The sequence below is a fragment of the Robinsoniella sp. KNHs210 genome (assembly GCF_000686105.1).
Taxonomy (GTDB): domain Bacteria; phylum Bacillota; class Clostridia; order Lachnospirales; family Lachnospiraceae; genus Robinsoniella; species Robinsoniella peoriensis.
Map to the genome: position 1 here is coordinate 4,860,669 of NZ_JMLZ01000002.1, position 20,512 is coordinate 4,881,180.

The following is a 20,512-nucleotide window of genomic DNA, read 5'->3' on the forward strand; positions in this document are numbered from 1 at the left end:
TTTCCTCTAAGCGGTTATTTTTATCCTGCTTTTTATTTTTCGCCTCCGAGAAATCTCACTCGCTGGAAGATAAAAGGATAGGCAGCGATTACCCAAAGCACAAGAATAAAATACTGAAGCATTTCAGCCGGAATGCTGCCGCCCAAGAGGGCTTTTAAGACTCCTTTTAACAACAGGGAGGAAGCAATACCCAGGATAAATTTAGCAGCCTGCTTTGAAACCGCTGTATTTGTCTCGAAATTAATATAAGTACGTTCCAGGTACCATCCGATAGCAAAGCCCAGTCCGGAACCGGCAGCTTTGCAGCAGTCTGCGGCATAGATCTCATTAATGGTTCCGTTATTCAGCAATACCAGGGCATAAATCATAGATAGAACGGAGAATCCGGCAAGGATGATACTGAGTATCAGATTAGACTTTGGAGTATTCTCAAGTTTATCAAATAATTTATTTATTAAAAGAGAAATAATAATAGCCATAGCCATTGCTGTCAATACATCTTTGGGTGTATGGACACCCAGGTACATTCTTGAAAAACCCACCAGCAGGAAGATGACCACACAGATGATCTTCAGAGATTTCTGCTTTAGGGATAGCGCAAGTGTCATAAATAGTGAAGTTGCACTCTGTGTATGGCCGCTGGGAAAGGAATATCCGGTTGCAGCCGGTACGGCAGATGGAACAGCTTGAAAATCCGGATCCAGAACCCAGGGCCTTGGGATGCGGAAGGTAATCTTCAGATTTTGCAGCAGCATGCCGGCGGCAAAGAATGATAGCGCAATCTTATATGCCAGTTTCTTATCCAGACACCAGTATAATACGCAGATAATAGCAAGAACCAGCATTTCCTGGCCAAAAAAAGTAAAAAATTGAAACACGGTATTTAGTGCAGGCGACCGTATGCCTTCCAGTAAACGTAAAAATTCCATTTTCACCACTCCATTTTATATTTTTAAAAACAGTATAACATAATTTTGCTAATTTTGGGAAAGTCTATTCATAGATAAGTAAATGTTTAAAATAGAGAAAGCATGAAAGAAAAACGCTTTCACACTAATATGTGCGATTTGCAAACCAGACTGCAATGTGCATGTGTAAAGGTGAAAGATACAGGGTGGTTAAAAATGGAGAAAACGATATCAACAGATTTAATTGAGAACATGGAGTATTTCCATCAAAAACTAAAAGTAGATAAAAATTTCGATATCATCTACAAAATGACTGCAGTGGCGGACCGGGGAGCATGTATCTATTTTATAGATGGATTTATAAAAGATGAGATCATGGAAAAAATACTGGAATTCTTTCATTCCATTACGCCGGAGGATCTTCCGGAGGACAGTGAAGACCTGTCTCATGACTATATCCCCTATGTGGAAGTTGACATGCTGGATGACCGGGAAGAGATTGCAAAAAATATTCTTTCCGGCGTCCTTTGCCTGTTTATTGACGGCTATTCCAAATGCTTTGCGATAGATTGCCGTACTTATCCTATGAGAAGCGTAGGAGAGCCTGATAAAGACAAGGTACTAAGAGGATCCAGGGATGGTTTCGTAGAGACTGTCGTTTTCAATACCGCACTGATCAGGCGCCGTATCAGAAGCCCAAAGCTGTCCATGGAAATGTTAAATGTAGGCACAACGTCCAAATCCGATGTCGTCCTCTGTTATATGGATGACCGGGCGGATAAAGAATTTGTAAGAGAATTAAAGGAACGGATACAAAGCGTAAAGGTAGATGCTCTGACTATGAATCAGGAAAGTCTGGCCGAGTGTATCTATCCAAGAAAGTGGTACAATCCATTTCCGAAATTCAAGTACACGGAACGTCCGGATACAACGGCTGCAAGTATTTTAGAAGGCCAGGTCGCAATACTTGTGGATAATTCACCGGCAGCAATCATTCTTCCGGTTTCCATTTTTGATATTATGGAAGAAGCAGATGATTTCTACTTCCCGCCCATTACCGGAACGTATCTTCGGGTAACCAGAGGAATGATTGCATTTTTGACCCTGATATTAACGCCTCTCTGGCTGCTGCTGATGCAGAATCCGGAATGGATACCAAAATCGTTTGAGTTTATAAAAGTAACGGATACGATGAATATTCCTCTTTTAGCCCAGCTGTTAATTTTGGAATTTGCAATTGACGGCCTGAGGCTGGCGGCGATTAATACGCCAAATATGCTTACTACGCCGCTTAGTGTTATTGCGGCTCTCGTAGTAGGTGAGTTCGCAGTAAAATCCGGTTGGTTCAATTCAGAAACCATGCTGTATATGGCATTTGTAGCAATAGCCAATTATACCCAGGCAAGTTATGAACTGGGATATGCATTTAAATTCATGCGTATTATTATGTTGATTCTAACGGCGCTGTTTAATATATATGGATTTATAATCGGAATTATTGTTACGATTCTGGTTGTGGCTACCAATAAAACAGTAGCCGGAAGAAGTTATCTGTATCCGTTATTTCCGTTTAATGGAAAACAGTTGTTCCGAAGGTTATTCCGAAAAAGAATTGATTTCCAGGATGAATAAAATTGTAAAATCTACACATATTATTTCCGAAGAGAAATCTTATTCTATAATAAACCAAAAAGGAGAAATATTATGAAACAGTTTAAGAAATGTTTAGCTGGCGCATTACTCGTACTCTGTATGTGCGCTATGACAGCATGTGGAAGCAAAAATGACAACAAAACAACAGAAAATACGAAGACTACTACTGAAAGTACAACAACAGAGAGAAGAACTGAAGCAAACACCAATGCAGGCACTGATAATAAAAGTGCTACTGAGATGGGTACCAATAACATGAACAATGACGTTACAGATGGTACAAATGGAACAGAAGGCGTTGTAGAAAAAATTGGCCAGGACGTTAAACAGGGCGTAGAAGATCTTGGAGACGACCTGACTGGAAATACAAATCATACAGAAACAAACCGTTAATCAGTGTACAATGTAAAAGGGAGCTTCATGCGGCTGCATAAGATAGCTCCCTTTGCTTTACTATGAAATTAGTCAGTGGGTCGTTGGTAAAAACGCCCGTTCAATTGATCCGTTTTAATTATATTAATAAAAGCTTTTTCATCTACCTGCCTGATTTTCAGCATTACTTCTTTGACTTCATCACTGGATACCACTGAATATACCATGCTGCGCTGTTCCTGTTCATAACAGCCAGTTCCGGTAAATATGGTTGCACCATGATTGGTACATGCCAGTATTTCATTATAGATCTCGCCGGGATGAGAAGTCACGATAAATAGCGTATGTTTCTTATAGCGCAAGTGAAGCTGGCTGACGATCTGAGTGGATGCAAACTGAAAAATAATGGAATACAAAGCCTGATTCCATCCAAACAAATATCCTGCTACCATAAGCATAATTACATTGCTGATAAAAATATAATTCCAGGTTTCCATATGATACTTTTCTGACAGCATAATGGCAATAATGTCAGTCCCGCCTCCACTTCCGGCTCCCATAAGGCAGAGGCTCATGGCAAGTCCGTTGATGATGCCGCCAAAGACTGCAATCAGCAGAATATCAGAGGTAATGGGGATGCCCGGTATAATATCAGTCAGAATTCCGGTCAGGCCTACCATAAGGCAAGTATAAAAGGTGAATTTTTTCCCCAGAAATCGGTAACTGATTATAATTACAATTGCATTTAATGCAAAGTTAATCACGGAAAAAGGAAGGCCGATAGAAAAATAAACCTGTCCGATTTTCTGGATTAGAAGAGTGAGTCCGTTAAATCCGCCGGGATATAGGCCTCCTGCACGGACGAAAGTTTTAATATTGGCAGCCATTATAATAGAAGCGATTATAATAAACGCCAAACGTTTGAGTTCTTGTTTTTTTGAAGTTTTACCCATAAACTACCTCCCACAGCACATGAAAAAGCCGATATATAAATTATGGTCCATTTTTCATAATTATAACACACAAAATGGAAAAGATGTGCTAGAATTTAGGTTATATTTATGATTCTATAGAAAAAGGAGCGTGGCAGGAATGAGGTTTCGACCATGTATTGATATACATAATGGGAAAGTGAAACAGATTGTTGGAGGAACTTTAAAAGATGAAATGGACCAGGCGGCAGAAAACTTTGTATCAGAACAGGATGGTGCATATTATGCCAGTTTCTATAAAAAGGACAAAATCAAAGGCGGGCATATTATTTTATTAAATCCATCTTCTTCACCCTATTATGAGGCAACCAGGGAACAGGCATTTCGGGCACTTGGGGCATATCCTCTTGGGCTGCAGGTGGGCGGAGGAATCAGGGATGATAATGCGGCTTCCTACTTAGATGCAGGAGCGTCCCATGTAATTGTCACCAGTTATGTCTTTAAAGACGGAGTATTGGACTATGGGAATCTGAAAAAAATGATAAACGCAGTGGGCAGGGAGCATCTGGTACTGGACTTGAGCTGCAGAAGAAAAGATGACAAGTATTATATAGTTACGGACCGCTGGCAGAAGTTCACAGATCTTGTATTATCCCACGGGGTATTGGATGAATTGGCGGGATATTGTGATGAATTTCTGGTTCATGCAGTTGACGTAGAAGGAAAAGCAAATGGCATAGAGACTGCACTGGCTGACATGCTGGGCTCCTGGAACGGGATACCGGTTACCTATGCCGGAGGAATAGGCAGCTTTGCAGATTTGGAGAATCTGCGGCTGCATGGGAAGGAAAGGCTGGACGTAACCATTGGAAGCGCCCTGGACCTTTTCGGAGGACCGATGCCGTACCGGGAAGTTGTAAAATTGTGTGAAAAATAATTGAAATCGAATAAATTGGATTGTAAAAAACGTAAAATGTGGTATAATTGTTTCATAGGACAGGACAAGCATCAAAACCTGTTATAACCGGTATATTTATGAGCAGAGATTACCGGGTTGCCAGGGAGCTCCGAAAGGATTCCGGAGGGCAAAATATAAATGAAAAGGAGTTGGACATCATGCGTTATACGATTAGTGGAAAAAATATTGAGGTAACAGACGGTCTTAGAAATGCTGTTACAGACAAACTTGGAAAGCTGGAAAGATATTTTACTCCTGAAACTGAGATTATCGTAACCTTAAGTGTAGAAAAAGAAAGACAAAAAATAGAGGTTACTATTCCGGTAAAAGGAAATATTATCCGCTCAGAACAGGTCAGCAATGATATGTATGTATCCATTGACCTTGTTGAAGAAGTCATTGAAAGACAATTAAGAAAATACAAAAATAAGATCGTTGAAAAGCATCAGGGCGGCGCAAATTTCCGTAAAGAATTTATAGAAAAAGAAGTAGATGACGATGATGAAGTAAAGATTATCCGTACAAAACACTTCGGAATTAAGCCAATGTATCCGGAAGATGCATGTGTACAAATGGAACTTCTGGGACACAATTTCTTTGTATTCTGTAATGCAGAATCAGATGAAGTGAATGTAGTTTACAAGAGAAAAGGAAATACATACGGATTAATTGAACCGGAATTCTAGTATGTATTTTGCAAAGAGTAGAGGAAAATACATCTGGGCAGACAGCCTGGGTGTATTTTCATTTTGATGTATTTTAAGGAGTTGTAAAGTTGAAAAAGTGGAAATGTATTGCAGTTTCGATCCTGGCGTTTGCTATCAGTACTGCCGCAGCGGGATGCACAAAGGAAGAGATCCCGCAAAAGCCGTTAAAAACACAAATAGTACTTTGGCACTACTGGGATGTAAAACAGAATAAGAAACAGCTGGACAATCTGGTGGAGGAGTTTAATGTCTCCCAGGATGAAATTGAAGTAGAACTTCAATTTGTGCCAAGTGAAGACTTTAAAAAGCAGCTGGCGCTTAGTATGGCTGACAATAATATGCCGGATCTGGCGCTGGTAGATTCTTCTGATTTTCAATATTTCTATGCAATGCAGCCCTTTGTAGATCTTACGGATAGGGTGGGGGAATTACAGAATTATCTGCCGGTAGCCATGGAACCCTGCAAAGTGGGAGACCGGATTTACGGACAGCCATTCGGGGTAAACTGTCCGGCATTATTTTATAATAAAAAAATTTTTCGTGAAGCAGGTGTGGAGGTGCCGAAAACCTGGGATGCATTTTACGAAGCGGCAGCAGCAACTACCGGGAAGAATAAATATGGTACAGCATATGGTACAGCATTGTCTGCCCTGCAGAGTGAACAGAGTTTATATGAATTTCTGCCTATACTCTGGGGAATGGGCGCAGATGTGGATCAGCTGGATTCCCCTGCCGGAAAGAAAGCATTTGACCTGCTAACAAAGCTTACCTCATCTAAGGCGATGAGCAGAGACTGCATTAACCTGACTATGAATGACCTTATGAACCAATTTGCGGATGAGAACATAGCCATGGTGTTTCAGTCTTCCGGCATCATTGATGATCTAAGAGAGCGAAACCCGGACATGGAATTCGATGTTGCCTGCCTGCCGTCTGATACCGGGCCGGTAACGGTAGCAGGCGGTGAAGTATTTGCCGTCACGAAAGGAAAGAAGCAGGATCAGGCGATTGTATTTTTAAATTATATAGCCAATAAAGAACGTATGACAGATTATATGGATGGTTTTGGTCTGCTGGCACCAAGGCAGGATGTCATGGATACCCAGTTTAAAGATGATCCCATAAAGCATAAATTCATTGATATTTTTAAATCTGCAAGATACCGGGAAGTATCGGTGGAGTGGCCAAAGATATCAAGAATAGTAGCAGATGCAATGCGCGAGAGTATCATTGGTGAAAAGAAAAACGAAGAAATCCTCAGTGAGGCGGCTAATGAAGTACGCAAAATCAGGGAAGGGTAAGCTTTCAAACTACTTATTAAGGCAGTATCGCAGGCATACCTGTGATATGCAGGAGGTATAAGCATGAAAAAGACAAAAAGCTTAAGAGAAAAGCTGATTCCGGCCTTTTTACTGGCATCCCTGTTGTCCATTACCATGTTTGCCGTACTGTCCCAGATACGTATGAGAATCAATATGAAACAGAGTCTGGACGACCGGATTCAGGGAGGCTTGAACAAGGCAGACCAGTGTCTGGATATGATATTGGATAAATATGAAACCATCCTCTATGACCTTTGTACGGATGATGAGGTAGTGGAGACGGCAGAGAAGCTCAATGAAGACCAGGATGACCTGACTGTGAACAGCAGCCAGTTCCGGCGTTATTTAAGCCATACCAGCAATCGGAATACTGGGATGGAGGGTGTGCTGCTGGTTTTAAAAAATGGAAAAAAGATTTTCTATGACCACAACTCCTCTTCTTCTGCCAACAGCAGCTGGATGAATACGTTACAAATTCCCTCATTCCAGGGCACGATGATATATCAGGCTCCCGATCAGCCGGTTATCATAGGAGAAAAAGAAGTAGCGATCTTCCAGGTGGTAAGAAAAATCGTGGATTACCGCGATATTCATAAAGAGATCGGAACGATCACATTAAGCATCGATGAAAAAGTACTGGAAGACAGTGTCTATAACGGTGAGGATAACCGTATCTATATATGCCAGGATGATAAGGTGATCAGTGCACCGGATAAATCTCTAATCGGAAAAGAGATATCAGAGCTGAATACAAAAGGTTACCGCGTAACGGAAAGAATAAATGAAAAAAGCGGATGGAGCATTTATTATTTTCAATCGCTCCAGCGTTATAAAAGAGCGGTCCTGGAGCAGGGAAGTTTCTGGATTATTGTGACTCTGGGCACTATCGTCATACTGGCGTTATTGACCTATTATTTTACACGTCCGGTAATTAAGTCGGTGGATAAAATAGTCGGAGTTATGAATGAGGCAGAAAAAGGCGATTTTATGGTTCGTATTCCGGTAGAGGATGATATGACACGGGAAGTACAGCGGATTGCCCTTGGTTTTAACGAACTGATGGAAAAGATTGATGAGCTGATCAGCCAGGTGAAGCAGGCGGTATTGGAACAGAAGAACGCCGAGTTGTACGCTCTGGAAGCACAAATAGATCCCCATTTTCTCTATAACACCCTGGATACCATTAACTGGAAGGCAATAGAGAGGGAAGAATATGAGATTAGCGATATGGTAGGAGCCCTGGCGGATATTCTCAGATATGCAGTAAAGAATGCAGGTGGTGAAACAAATATACAGCGTGAGCTATACTGGCTGGAACAATATATGCTGCTGCAAAGTGCCAAGCTTGGAAAGCCGCTGAAGACGGTGATTGAAGCACCGGAGCATATCAGGCGGTACAAGATACACAAACTGCTTTTACAGCCCTTTGTAGAAAATGCCATCAAATATGCATTTAAAAACAAAGTTGGGGAATGTATCCTGAAAATCAGGATAGAAGATGCGGATGGCCAGATTCATATTGTTATCGAAGACAACGGAAGAGGGCTTTCTTTGGAGACGCTGGCTCTTCTGAATAATGAAATGGCTGATATGGATGATCATCTGGGAATTGTTAATGTCAGAAAACGACTGCAGTTGTATTATCCAGGGGAAGCAAATATTTATTTTGAAAGTAAACCAAACAAATATACGAAAGTACATCTCTTTATACCAGCAGCAGAGGAGGATGAAGATGAGAATCGTAATCGTGGAAGATGAGGCACCGATCCGCGAAGGCCTGGGAAAGATTTTGAAAAAAATTGACCCGGGTTATGAACTGGCGGGAACCGCTTCAGATGGAATTGACGGATTAAGGCTGGTTAAGAGGGAACTGCCGGATTTATTAATTATGGATATTAAGATGCCGGATATGGATGGGCTTACCATGCTGGGAAAGTTAAGAAAAGAAAAAGTAGACTGTAAGGTGATCGTACTTACGGCTTATTCGGATTTTAATTATGCAAAGCAGGCGATTGAGCTTGGAATCGAAAATTATCTGTTAAAACCCATTAAAATTCCCGAATTGAAACATGCCCTAAAACAGGTGGAAGAATCTCTGGCAGAACAGCGTCATGTGGATCCGGTAATGAACCTGGATCATATTTTCCGGTCCGGCATTTTGGGACAGTTAGAAATAGATGATCAAATGGATAAATTCATAAGTGAAAAATATGGATTCCATACGGCTGATCCAATTTTTCTGTTTGTAATACGGCTTGGAACTGCTTACGATTCCTGTCAGGATCTGCTGATAGACCTGTTAAAAGATATAGGGAATCACTGCAGTAATTTTTCATCCGTTGTATTGGAAAATGAGTCCCGCCACGCTGTAATTGTTGTGGTGTACCACACGGCAGAGGAAAAACAGGCAGAGCAATATTTTGCAAAATCAGTAGTGCCTATGCTCATTGCAAATCTGGGTGATAAAGGACTCTATGGGTGGGCAAAAAGCGATGGGATTGCGGGGCTCACGGATGCATTTAAACAGATCTGGAAGGATATGGAGTGGAGTCTTTCGGGTATCGATAGGGGCATGATCTGTAATGAAATAATAGAGGGTATCTTAACCTATCCTTATAAATACCCAATGGACATTGAGACACAGGTGAAAAATGCACTTATGCGCCGTGATAAAAAAGAATTTGAACGGTGTCTGCGGGAATTCAGCAGACTTTCCAGGGAAGAGATTTATTATCCCCGGGAGATTAAAGAAGGGTGTATCCGTTTTACCTGGGCAATTTTAAATACGGCAAAAGAATTTGCAGGCACAGGCGAAGAACTCTATGTTCAGAAAATACTGCAGGCAGTATTAGATGCCATTTGCTGGGATGATATTCTGGAAGCCCTGCGGCAGGTCTTTGAACAGATGATTCCGCAAGACAGTCTGGAAGGACAGCAGGTAGGATATATGGTTCAAAGAACCCAGAATATGATCCAGGAATACTATAACCAGGGAATCAGTCTGGAAATGATAGCCCGGAAGCTTAACGTATCAGAGGAATATCTGAGCAGCCAGTTTAAAAAAGAGACAGGCAGTTCCTTTACAGAGACACTGCGCAGATATAAAATAGACAAAGTCAAGAAACTGCTGCTGGAATCCGGTCTGAAATTAAATCAGATTGCCGTAATGGCAGGATATTCAGACCCAAAGTATATGAGCAAGGTATTTAAAGAAGAAGTCGGGATGCTTCCGGCAGAGTACCGTAAGACCTATAAATAGTAAATTGAGATTAAATAATTCCTCCTTTTTTAAAAAGTTCCCCTATTTCTTTCATGAAAAATAAGATAGAATGATAAAAAGTTAACAAAAGATAAAATTAAGCAGATATTGCTAAAGGATAAATACCGAGGAAAAGGAGATCGATTTCATGAAAGAAATTAAAGTAAGCTTTGATAATCCGGATGAAGTATTAGAATTTGTGAACCAGATAGCAAATTACCCATATGATATGGATATGAAAAAAGGACATATTGTAATTGATGCAAAATCTATATTAGGTGTTTTAGGACTTGCAGTAGGGAATGTAGTAGACTTACAAATCCACGGCGAGCCTTGTGAAAAGCTCACCGGAGCGCTGGAAAAATACCGCGTTTCTTAATTTATCGGTTTCAGATAAAAGAGGAAAATTTATAAAAATACCGCATATGGCAGAGGCTGTATGCGGTATTTTTGTTTATGAACGCATTATGAACGATTTGTGAAGCCTAAGTTTATAAAAAATTTTATTGTGAAAAATGCGTAAAGGTGTTAATATAGTTAGTGATTATAAGAACACAGATGAAGGATATAGGTGAATAGAAATGAATCTTATACAAAAAGTATTAGGGACTCATAGTGAGAGAGAGGTAAAAATGATCAAACCTCTCGTAAAAAAAGTAGAAGCTTTGAGGCCGACCATGCAGGCTTTGTCTGATGAAGAACTAAGAGATAAGACGAAAGAATATAAAAAGAGACTGGCTGATGGAGAGACTTTGGACGACCTTCTCCCCGAAGCGTTTGCGACGGTCAGAGAAGCAGGAAAACGTGTTCTGGACATGGAGCATTATCCGGTTCAGATTATCGGTGGTATTATTCTGCATCAGGGACGTATCGCAGAAATGAAAACCGGTGAAGGTAAAACATTGGTTTCTACACTTCCGGCATACTTAAATGCATTGGAAGGCAAAGGCGTTCATATCGTAACGGTTAATGATTATCTGGCACATCGTGATGCTGAGTGGATGGGAAAAGTACATGAGTTTTTAGGGCTGAAGGTAGGCTGTGTATTAAACTCTATGGACAATGACGAGAGACGGGATGCATACAATTGTGATATCACATATGTTACCAATAACGAATTAGGTTTTGATTATCTGCGTGACAACATGGTAATCTATAAGGAACAGCTGGTACAGAGAGATCTGCATTATGCCATCATCGATGAGGTGGATTCCGTATTGATTGATGAGGCCAGGACACCGCTTATCATTTCCGGACAGAGTGGAAAATCAACGAAATTATATGAAGTCTGCGATATCCTTGCACGTCAGCTGGAACGTGGTGAAGCCAGCGGAGAAGTAACGAAGATGTCCGCTATCATGGGCGAAGAAATCATTGAGACCGGTGATTTTGTCGTAAATGAAAAGGACAAGGTTGTAAATCTGACCGAAGATGGTGTAAAAAAGGTAGAAAAATTCTTCCAGATTGAAAACCTGGCTGATCCGGATAATCTGGAGATTCAGCACAATATCAACCTTGCACTGCGTGCACACAATCTGATGTTCCGTGATCAGGATTATGTTGTAAAAGATGATGAAGTACTGATTGTAGATGAATTTACAGGACGTATCATGCCGGGCAGAAGATATTCCGATGGACTGCATCAGGCAATTGAAGCAAAAGAACATGTTAAGGTAAAGAGAGAAAGCAAGACCCTTGCTACGATCACTTTCCAGAACTTTTTCAATAAATATACAAAGAAATCCGGTATGACAGGTACCGCTTTGACAGAGGAAAAGGAGTTCCGTGACATCTATGGAATGGACGTTGTCGAGATTCCTACCAACAGACCGGTAGCACGTAAAGATGCTGATGATGCCGTGTATATGACTAAGAAGGAAAAATTCCATGCAGTAGTGGATTCTATCGAAGAAGCCCATGCAAAGGGACAACCTGTACTGGTTGGTACCATAACCATCGAAACTTCCGAACTAATCAGCAGTATGCTGAAAAAACGCGGAATCCAGCACAAAGTCCTGAATGCGAAATTCCATGAATTGGAAGCTGAAATCGTTGCAGAGGCAGGTGTGCATGGTGCAGTTACCATTGCAACCAACATGGCAGGCCGTGGTACGGATATTAAGCTGGATGATGATTCAAAAGCAGCAGGCGGTTTAAAGATTATCGGTACGGAACGTCATGAATCCAGACGTATTGATAACCAGCTGCGTGGACGTTCCGGACGTCAGGGAGATCCCGGTGAATCCAGATTCTTTATTTCTCTGGAAGATGATCTGATGCGTCTGTTTGGTTCAGAACGTCTGATGAGTGTATTTAAATCTCTGGGTGTATCTGAAAATGAGCAGATCGAACACAAGATGCTTTCTTCTGCTATTGAAAAAGCCCAGAAGAAGATCGAGAGCAACAACTACGGAATCCGTAAGAATCTGTTAGAATATGACCAGGTAAATAACGAGCAGCGTGAAATTATTTACAAGGAGAGAAGACGTGTTCTGGACGGAGAAAGCATGCGGGACTCCATTTATAAGATGATTACCGATATTGTGGACAATACCGTTGATATGTGTATTGCAGATGATGCGGATAATGAAGAATGGGATTTAAATGAACTGAATTCCCTGTTGAATCCTATTATTCCGTTACAGCCTGTTACAAAAGAAGATATCAAAAAAATAAAGAAGAACCAGTTAAAGCAGAATCTGAAAGAAAAAGCAGTGAAGCTCTACGAAACAAAAGAAGCAGAGTTCCCGGAACCGGAACAGCTGCGTGAACTGGAGCGTGTGATTCTTCTGAAAGTAATCGACCGTAAGTGGATGGATCATATCGATGATATGGACCAGCTGCGTCAGGGTATCGGGCTTCAGGCATATGGACAGAGAGATCCGCTGGTTGAATACAAGATGAGCGGATATGAGATGTTTGATACCATGTCAGCAGGTATTCAGGAAGATACACTCCGCCTGTTATACCATGTCCGCATTGAGCAGAAGGTTGAACGTGAAGAAGTTGCAAAGGTAACCGGAACGAACAAAGATGACTCTGAAGTAAAAGGCCCTGTAAGACGTACTTCTGAAAAAGTTTATCCCAACGATCCGTGTCCATGCGGAAGCGGCAAGAAATACAAACAGTGCTGCGGCAGAAGAGCATAAATATAGAACCAAAAGGGTCGTTTGCATAAAACGGCCTTTTTGTAAATAAATCAAATAATAATTGAGAGAAGGTGAAGCTGTGGTAGAATTAGATCAATTTAAATATACGTTAGGTACGTATGAAAAACCATTAGTGGAAGTGAGGGATTCACTTTGACCTGGCTAACAAGGAAAAGCGGATTCAGGAATTAGAGCGTAAGATGGAAGAACCTGACTTTTGGGATAATCCCGAAAAGTCTCAGGAATTTATGAAAACGCTCAGCAGTTTAAAGGAAGATATCGAAGTTTTCCGTAAACTGAACGATCAGTATGAGGAAATAGAGACCCTTCTGGAAATGGCATATGAGGAAAATGATGCCTCGCTGATTCCGGAAATAGAAGAAACACTGAAAGATTTTACTGCCTCGTTGGAAAATATCCGGATCAAGACCTTATTGTCCGGTGAGTATGATGGTGACAATGCGATTATGACACTCCATGCAGGTGCAGGCGGTACAGAGTCCTGTGACTGGGCAAGCATGCTTTATCGTATGTATTGCCGATGGGCAGACCGGAAAGGGTTCCAGGTTGAAGTCCTGGATTATCTGGACGGTGAAGAAGCCGGTATTAAATCCGTAACTTTCGAAGTAAAAGGCGAAAATGCATTTGGCTATCTGAAATCAGAAAAAGGTGTTCACAGGCTGGTTCGTATTTCGCCGTTTAATGCGGCAGGAAAACGTCAGACTTCTTTTGTATCCTGTGATGTTATGCCGGATATCGAAGAGGATATCGATATTGAGATCAGGGATGAAGATTTAAGGATTGACACATACCGCTCCAGCGGTGCAGGCGGTCAGCATATCAACAAGACTTCCTCAGCAATCCGTATTACCCATCTTCCAACCAATATCGTGGTACAGTGCCAGAATGAACGTTCCCAGCACATGAATAAAGATAAAGCGATGCAGATGTTGAAAGCAAAGCTGTATTTATTAAAGCAACAGGAGAACGCGGAAAAAGTTTCTGATATCCGGGGTGAAGTAAAGGAAATTGGCTGGGGCAACCAGATCCGTTCCTATGTTATGCAGCCATATACTATGGTAAAAGATCACCGAACCAGTGCGGAAACAGGAAATGTAGACAGTGTAATGGATGGAAGTATTGACATTTTTATCAATGGTTACCTGAAATGGCTGGCTCTGGGGGCAAAAGAAGCAGAAAATGAATAGCAGGATGTGGATAAGCGGAGGGAATACCTCCGCTTGTGTGCAATAAACATGCTCTAGTACATCATTGCGCAATAAATTACAGGAGGACAATATATGGGAATTATTAAAGCAGCAGCAGGAGCAATTGGAAGTTCATTGGCAGATCAGTGGCTGGAGGTAATTGAGCCGGAAGATATGGGAGACCAGACGCTTCTGACCCGTGGTGTAAAGATGCGTACCGGTTCTAACACGAAGAGCAGTTCCGATACTATTTCAAATGGTTCCGTGATTCATGTGTATGACAATCAGTTTATGTTGTTAGTGGATGGCGGCAGAATTATTGATTATACGGCAGAGCCGGGTTATTATACTGTTAATAATTCTTCCATGCCCTCCTTATTTAACGGAGAGCTGGAAGATGCCGTCAGGGAGACCTTTTCCAGGTTTAAATTTGGAGGGGTGACACCTACGGCCCAAAAGGTATATTATATCAATCTTCAGGAGATTAAGGGAATCCGGTTTGGTACCAGAAACCCCATCAACTACTTTGATAATTTCTATAATGCTGAACTCTTTTTGCGGGCGCATGGAACGTATTCCATTAAAATTACTGATCCGCTTCTGTTTTATGCTGAAGCGGTACCAAGAAACAGCGGACAGGTAGAAATTGACGAAATCAACGAGCAATATCTTTCTGAATTTCTGGAAGCACTGCAGACCTCTATTAACCAGATGTCAGCAGATGGCACCCGCATCTCTTTTGTGTCATCAAAAGCAAGAGAACTGGGGAAATATATGGCGCAGACATTGGATGAAGACTGGCGCCAAATGCGCGGCATTGAGATTCAGGCAGTAGGGATCGCAAGTATCTCCTATGATGAAGAATCACAGAAATTAATTAACATGAGAAATCAGGGAGCAATGCTGGGAGATCCGTCTATCCGTGAAGGGTATGTCCAGGGAGCCATTGCCCATGGTCTGGAAGCAGCCGGATCGAATCCGAACGGAAGCATGGCCGGATTTATGGGAATGGGCATGGGTATGCAGAATGCAGGTAATTTTATGGGAACCGCTTCGGCTAATAATATGCAGCAGATGCAGATGAACCAGGAAGCCAGAAACGCTAATGCAGGAAATACACCTAATGCAGGAAATACACCTAATGCAGTTCATACAGGAGACACGGGAAATGCCCAGGCTCTGTCCGATGGAGCAAGCAGCTGGAACTGCCAGTGCGGAACTTCTAACAGCGGAAAATTCTGCTCAAATTGCGGGAAAGCAAAGCCGGAACAGGCACAGGGCTGGGTTTGTGACTGCGGAACATCCAATACAGGCAGATTTTGTTCCAACTGTGGGAGTGCAAGACCGGTTTCGGGAGACTGGACCTGTGCCTGCGGAGTAAAAAATACAGGGAAATTCTGCTCGGAATGCGGAAAGCCGCGCCCATAATCAGGAGGTAATGCATGGCAGTTGTTAGTTACAAATGTCCAAACTGCGGTGGGGATCTTCGTTTTGATCCCAAGACCCAAAAATACAAATGTGAATATTGCCTTTCAGAATTTACGGAAGAGATTTTGAATGCACAGGAAGAGAAAGAATCTGGCAGGCAGTCAGGGGAAGGACAGGAGAGCCAGGAAGGGCTTATCTATTCCTGCCCCAGCTGTGGTGCTCAGATTGTAACGGATGAAACAACAGCCGCAACGTTCTGTTACTATTGTCACAATCCTGTGGTTCTGGAAGGAAAACTTTCCGGTGATTATAAACCGGATCATATTATACCATTTAAAGTGGATAAAAAAGAAGCAGTGGCTCATTTTCTGGAGTACATGAAAAAGAAGAAGTTTGTACCAAAGTCATTTTTCAGTAAGGATCAGATCGAGAAGATATCCGGAGTGTATTTCCCTTTCTGGATGTTTGAATGCGATGTGATGGGGCGCTTGGATGCTGCTGCGACAAATGTACGTGTCTATCGCCTGGGTGAAACCGAATTTACGGAGACCAGATTTTACAATGTTGAGCGGGAGGGAAACCTGCACTTTGAAGAACTTACGAAGAATGCTTTAAATAAGGAAAACAGAAAGCTTGTTGAAGGTGTACAGCCTTTTATGTTAAATGACCTGCAAAAGTTCTCTATGGGATATTTATCCGGTTTTCAGGCGGAAAAAAGAGACATGGAGAAAAGAGATTTTGAAGATGAGATCCGTAAAGAAATCAGCGATTACTCCAGAAATATTTTAAAGGACAGTATTAGCGGATATACCACGGTGAAAGCATCCAAACTTGCCCTGGATACACCGGCAGAGCACTGGAAATATATACTGCTGCCTGTATGGGTTCTTACATATAAAGGCAAAGACAATAAGATGTATTACTATGCCATGAATGGACAGACGAAAAATATCTGCGGCGAACTTCCGATAGACTATGGAAAAGTGGCAATGATGTTTGCAGCCATTGCAATACCCGTATTCTTAATATTATTGTTAGGAGGGTATTTCATATGGTAAAAGAAAAAAAGATTCTTCTATGGATTTGTCTTGTATTTCTGCTGCTGCTGACAACGGGAATGGGGGCATTTGCTTCTTCTGGCAGCCAGGTATTTGATGAGGCAGGGCTGCTTAGTGAGGATCAGATAGCAGATCTGGTACAGAAGACGAATACACTGCGGGAAAAATATAAAATGAATTTTGTGGTTGTAACTACGAATGATGCCCAGGGGAAATCCGCAAGGGAATATGCAGATGATTTTTACATGGATCATGGGTTCTATGACGATGGGGAAGCCAAAGGCGGAGCGACTTTTTTAATTGACATGGATAACCGGGAAATCTATATTTCAACGGCGCATGATATGATCTATTACATGACAGATGACCGGATAGAGAGTGTATTAGATACGGCATACCCATATATCAAGGCTGATGAATATTATAAATGCCTGAGCGGTATGGTGGATGCTACACAAAAATATATGGATAAGGGAATTCCATCAGATCAGTATACAGTAAATACCGAGACCGGAGAGATCACACGATACCTCAGTCTGCGCCCCATTGACTGGGTAATAGCAGTTGGTGCGGCACTGATTCTGGCAGGTAGTGTCTGTGGGTTTACGGTAGGCAGGTACAAACTTAAGTGGGGAAGTTACACATATCCGTATAAACAAAAAGGCAGATTGAATTTAACCAATCAGTCGGACCACTTTACAAATCAGGTTGTTACCCAGAGGCATATACCAAAAAATGATGATTCCGGAGGATCCGGCGGCGGAGGAATGTCATCCACCCATACATCCAGCGGAGGCGGAACTTTTGGCGGTGGCGGCAGAGGATTTTAATAAAATAAGAGACCATTACAAATGGATTTTTCAACGGTCATTGATTTTAGAGCATATATCTAACAATGACAGATGCTGAATTTTCAGTTGTAATGGTCTTTTTTTAGTCGTCTGCCAAAAGAATCAGGAACCGGTTGACTTGTACTTTCGCATCCCAAGATTCCACACAAAGAAGCAGGGAATGAGAAAAAGTATGGTTAATAACGGCAGAAAGCAATAATAGGCAGGTATATTCTGCCTTGTGAGATAGAGAAAAGGATAGTACTGAAAAAGGGCAAAAGGCACAATATAAGTGCAGATCGTAAGTACTGTTTTCCCATAGACAGCCACGGGATATTTTCCGTATTCTCTGGCACCGTCTGTAAAAATATTCATAAATTCCAGTCCTTCCAACGTAAAAAAGCAAAGCCCTGCATAGAGGATAAATAACCCGGCAAAAGTTGCAACACCACCCAAAATCATAAGGATTAACGTAAGAACCCGCAGAAAGGTCCAGTGCAGATGGATATTGGATATGCCGTAGATCAGCATTACAATTGCCTGTAAAAGCCGCCCGATACGGGTTAATTCTATTTTGCTTGCGAGTACCTGGAAGATCGCGCCTCTAGGACGTACCAGTATGCGGTCGAATTCACCATTTCCAATCATTGATGCAAAGGTATCAAAACCTCGAAAAAAACATTCGGCAAGGGTGAACGACATCAGTACAATGGCAAAACACAAAAGGACTTCACTGTATGAAAAGCCTTCGATCTGATGGAAACGCTGCAGCATAAAGTATACGCCAAGGAAGACGTTGAAAGAAACCAGGAACTGCCCAATTATAGTGAGTAAAAAGGATACTTTATATTCCATCATACTGCGAAGATGTATTGATAAATAGTGTATATATAGTTTCATGTAAATGCTCCTTTCAACCGCCCTGAACAACCACCTGCTTTAATGCTCTGTGCATTAGAAGCTTTCCGGCTGAGGTTAACAGTATCAGCCAGAATACCTGTAAAGCAATGGCCCGGCCAAGAGAGCTTCCAGCAATGTCTCCGCTGTAAATTCGCAGGGGAGCATTCTGTATGGAAGCAAAGGGCAGCAGTTCTACGATATAAGAAATTCTTTCCGGTAAAAATGGCAGAGGGATTACTGCTCCGGAGAGAAATTCAGCCAGTGAAGTGGTAATCATCCGAATCCCCTGTGAAGATATCGTATAAAATGACAATGTATATATGACCATGGAAAGAGATACGACTACGCCAAGTCCAAGTGTCATGGATAAAAGAAACAGCAGTCCGGTAACCGGATCAGCAGGCAGCCGGATACCATATGGAGCAGGCAGGATAAACGCCAGAACCAGTATGGGAAAGCAGCGCAGGACTGTTTTGGAAAGCCTGGATGCCAGATTTTTCGTAAACCACATAGTGTACAGGTCCACAGGACGGCATAATTCATATGATACATTTCCGTTGGTAATAGAATCAAAAATATCATTGTCCCAAAACCAGAACATATACAGGGCCAAGAATGCCTGCTGCAGCCATACATAAGAAGTCAGAGCCTGAAAAGACATGGGAAAGGCATCTGCATCTGCCTGATAGAATGCCTGAAACAGAAGAATTTCCATGGCTCCCCAGATAAACTGGGTGGAGATACCAGCCAAAGCGGCTGTCCGGTACTGAAGTCCGGTAATAAAGCGCATCCGAAAAAAAGAGAGATATTGTTTCATGGATTACCTCCTATATTTCATATTGCCGGTAGAGGCGGGCAACCAGTTCGTCCAGAGACTCGTTTTCGGAAGCCATGTCCTTAAATTCCCGGAGAGAGCCATCCATTAGAAGACGTCCTTTGCCAATCAGCATAATGCGGTTTGTGAGGGCTTCAATATCCTGCATATCATGCGTTGTCAGAATAATTGTTGTATTATGGTTTTTATTAAGATTTAGAATAAAATTGCGAACGGCAATCTTAGAGACTGCATCCAGCCCGATAGTTGGTTCGTCCAAAAACAAAATTTTGGGGTTATGTAAAAGGGAGGCGGCAATTTCACAGCGCATTCTTTGCCCCAGGGAAAGCTGTCTGGTAGGGGTTTTGATAATATCTTCAAGATTCAGAAGGGCAGCCAGTTCATCTTTCATTTTTCGATAAATGTTCTCCGGTATCTTGTAGATGTCTTTCAGTAATTCAAAAGAATCAATGACGGGAACATCCCACCACAGCTGGGAGCGTTGTCCGAAGACGACTCCGATTTCTTTTACATGTGCTGTCCGTTCCTGATATGGAACACGTCCATTAATCAGACAGGTTCCGCTGTCAGGTGTCAGTATTCCGCTTAATACTTTGATTGTGCTGCTTTTGCCGGCACCATTGGGGCCTATATAGCCCACCATTTCTCCATCAGGGATTGTAAATGAGATATCATTCAACGCTTTGATTTCACGGTATTGTCTGTGAAAAAGAGCTTTCAGGGCAGACGCCAGCCCAGCATTTCGATTTGCGACCCGAAAGGTCTTGCATAAGTGTTCCACTTGAATCATGGTAAACCTCCTGGTAGTAATATTTTGGAAACAACAGTTAATATGTTACTTCAAATATCTTGCCAAGCGACAGAGTCCGGGGGACAGACCCATTTCCCCTTGGATTTTGCCAAGGGAACCCGTTGTGGTAAATATTTACTTTTAAGAAAAAGCAGTCGTGAGCGGCTGCTTTTTGGTAGAAAGGATATTTATTTTAGCACTAT

The 20,512-nt window shown here is 41.9% G+C and carries 18 protein-coding genes; 13 read left to right on the top strand and 5 right to left on the bottom strand.

All coding sequences use genetic code 11. The features are described from left to right. Positions 1 to 32: 32 nt before the first annotated feature. The gene (locus CD03_RS0127650; protein ID WP_027296398.1) at positions 33 to 929 is read right to left on the bottom strand and encodes a phosphatase PAP2 family protein; all 897 of its coding nucleotides are present in this window, start codon (positions 927 to 929) and stop codon (positions 33 to 35) included. 195 nt (positions 930 to 1,124) lie between these two features. Between CD03_RS0127650 and CD03_RS0127655 the strand changes: the two genes are divergently transcribed. Continuing rightward, positions 1,125 to 2,540: a spore germination protein gene (locus CD03_RS0127655; RefSeq protein ID WP_027296399.1), complete on the top strand. Its 1,416-nt coding sequence runs from the start codon at positions 1,125 to 1,127 to the stop codon at positions 2,538 to 2,540. Positions 2,541 to 2,612: 72 nt separating this feature from the next. Further along, on the top strand, positions 2,613 to 2,954 hold the full coding sequence (locus CD03_RS35075; protein WP_044289716.1) for a hypothetical protein: 342 nt from the start codon (positions 2,613 to 2,615) through the stop codon (positions 2,952 to 2,954). A 68-nt stretch (positions 2,955 to 3,022) separates the two neighbouring features. Here the strand turns inward: CD03_RS35075 and CD03_RS0127665 are convergent, their stop codons facing one another. Then, entirely contained in the window at positions 3,023 to 3,886 is an 864-nt protein-coding gene (locus CD03_RS0127665; RefSeq protein ID WP_027296400.1) for a YitT family protein, read from the bottom strand. Positions 3,887 to 4,025: 139 nt separating this feature from the next. Here CD03_RS0127665 and hisA point away from each other — a divergent pair, with 139 nt between their 5' ends. The 11 genes from hisA to CD03_RS0127720 all read left to right on the top strand — a co-directional run bounded on the left by hisA (position 4,026) and on the right by CD03_RS0127720 (position 17,784). Further along, on the top strand, positions 4,026 to 4,802 hold the full coding sequence (hisA, locus tag CD03_RS0127670) for a phosphoribosylformimino-5-aminoimidazole carboxamide ribotide isomerase (RefSeq protein ID WP_027296401.1): 777 nt from the start codon (positions 4,026 to 4,028) through the stop codon (positions 4,800 to 4,802). A 179-nt stretch (positions 4,803 to 4,981) separates the two neighbouring features. Beyond that, complete coding sequence (gene hpf, locus CD03_RS0127675) at positions 4,982 to 5,509, top strand: ribosome hibernation-promoting factor, HPF/YfiA family (protein WP_027296402.1); 528 nt, start codon at positions 4,982 to 4,984, stop codon at positions 5,507 to 5,509. An 89-nt stretch (positions 5,510 to 5,598) separates the two neighbouring features. After that, positions 5,599 to 6,831: an ABC transporter substrate-binding protein gene (locus CD03_RS0127680; protein WP_044289718.1), complete on the top strand. Its 1,233-nt coding sequence runs from the start codon at positions 5,599 to 5,601 to the stop codon at positions 6,829 to 6,831. Between the two features lie 63 nt (positions 6,832 to 6,894). Beyond that, positions 6,895 to 8,610: a sensor histidine kinase gene (locus tag CD03_RS0127685; protein ID WP_027296404.1), complete on the top strand. Its 1,716-nt coding sequence runs from the start codon at positions 6,895 to 6,897 to the stop codon at positions 8,608 to 8,610. After that, positions 8,585 to 10,111 carry a response regulator transcription factor gene (locus tag CD03_RS0127690; RefSeq protein ID WP_027296405.1) on the top strand — a complete coding sequence of 509 codons (1,527 nt, stop codon included), beginning with the start codon at positions 8,585 to 8,587 and terminating at the stop codon, positions 10,109 to 10,111. The genes CD03_RS0127685 and CD03_RS0127690 overlap by 26 nt, the downstream gene beginning before the upstream one ends. 148 nt (positions 10,112 to 10,259) lie before the next feature. Further along, entirely contained in the window at positions 10,260 to 10,490 is a 231-nt protein-coding gene (locus CD03_RS0127695) for an HPr family phosphocarrier protein (protein ID WP_027296406.1), read from the top strand. A 202-nt stretch (positions 10,491 to 10,692) separates the two neighbouring features. Continuing rightward, on the top strand, positions 10,693 to 13,260 hold the full coding sequence (secA, locus tag CD03_RS0127700; protein ID WP_027296407.1) for a preprotein translocase subunit SecA: 2,568 nt from the start codon (positions 10,693 to 10,695) through the stop codon (positions 13,258 to 13,260). 79 nt (positions 13,261 to 13,339) lie between these two features. After that, positions 13,340 to 14,468, top strand: a protein-coding gene (gene prfB / locus CD03_RS0127705; protein ID WP_138003499.1) for a peptide chain release factor 2 whose coding sequence is annotated in 2 segments (ribosomal slippage) — positions 13,340 to 13,414 and positions 13,416 to 14,468 — 1,128 coding nt in all. Because the reading frame shifts where the segments join, the coding sequence is not laid out codon by codon here. A 93-nt stretch (positions 14,469 to 14,561) separates the two neighbouring features. Then, entirely contained in the window at positions 14,562 to 15,896 is a 1,335-nt protein-coding gene (locus CD03_RS0127710; protein ID WP_027296409.1) for an SPFH domain-containing protein, read from the top strand. Positions 15,897 to 15,910: 14 nt separating this feature from the next. Continuing rightward, on the top strand, positions 15,911 to 16,954 hold the full coding sequence (locus CD03_RS0127715) for a hypothetical protein (protein WP_027296410.1): 1,044 nt from the start codon (positions 15,911 to 15,913) through the stop codon (positions 16,952 to 16,954). Then, entirely contained in the window at positions 16,948 to 17,784 is an 837-nt protein-coding gene (locus tag CD03_RS0127720; protein ID WP_044289721.1) for a TPM domain-containing protein, read from the top strand. The genes CD03_RS0127715 and CD03_RS0127720 overlap by 7 nt, the downstream gene beginning before the upstream one ends. 123 nt (positions 17,785 to 17,907) lie before the next feature. On the opposite strand, the gene CD03_RS0127725 is transcribed toward CD03_RS0127720, so the two are convergent. Genes CD03_RS0127725 through CD03_RS0127735 form a run of 3 tightly spaced genes read right to left on the bottom strand, consistent with a single transcriptional unit; the run spans position 17,908 to position 20,309 of the window. Beyond that, complete coding sequence (locus CD03_RS0127725; protein WP_027296412.1) at positions 17,908 to 18,684, bottom strand: ABC transporter permease; 777 nt, start codon at positions 18,682 to 18,684, stop codon at positions 17,908 to 17,910. Between the two features lie 13 nt (positions 18,685 to 18,697). Continuing rightward, on the bottom strand, positions 18,698 to 19,501 hold the full coding sequence (locus CD03_RS0127730; protein ID WP_027296413.1) for an ABC transporter permease: 804 nt from the start codon (positions 19,499 to 19,501) through the stop codon (positions 18,698 to 18,700). 10 nt (positions 19,502 to 19,511) lie between these two features. After that, positions 19,512 to 20,309 carry an ABC transporter ATP-binding protein gene (locus CD03_RS0127735; RefSeq protein ID WP_027296414.1) on the bottom strand — a complete coding sequence of 266 codons (798 nt, stop codon included), beginning with the start codon at positions 20,307 to 20,309 and terminating at the stop codon, positions 19,512 to 19,514. Positions 20,310 to 20,512: the final 203 nt, after the last annotated feature.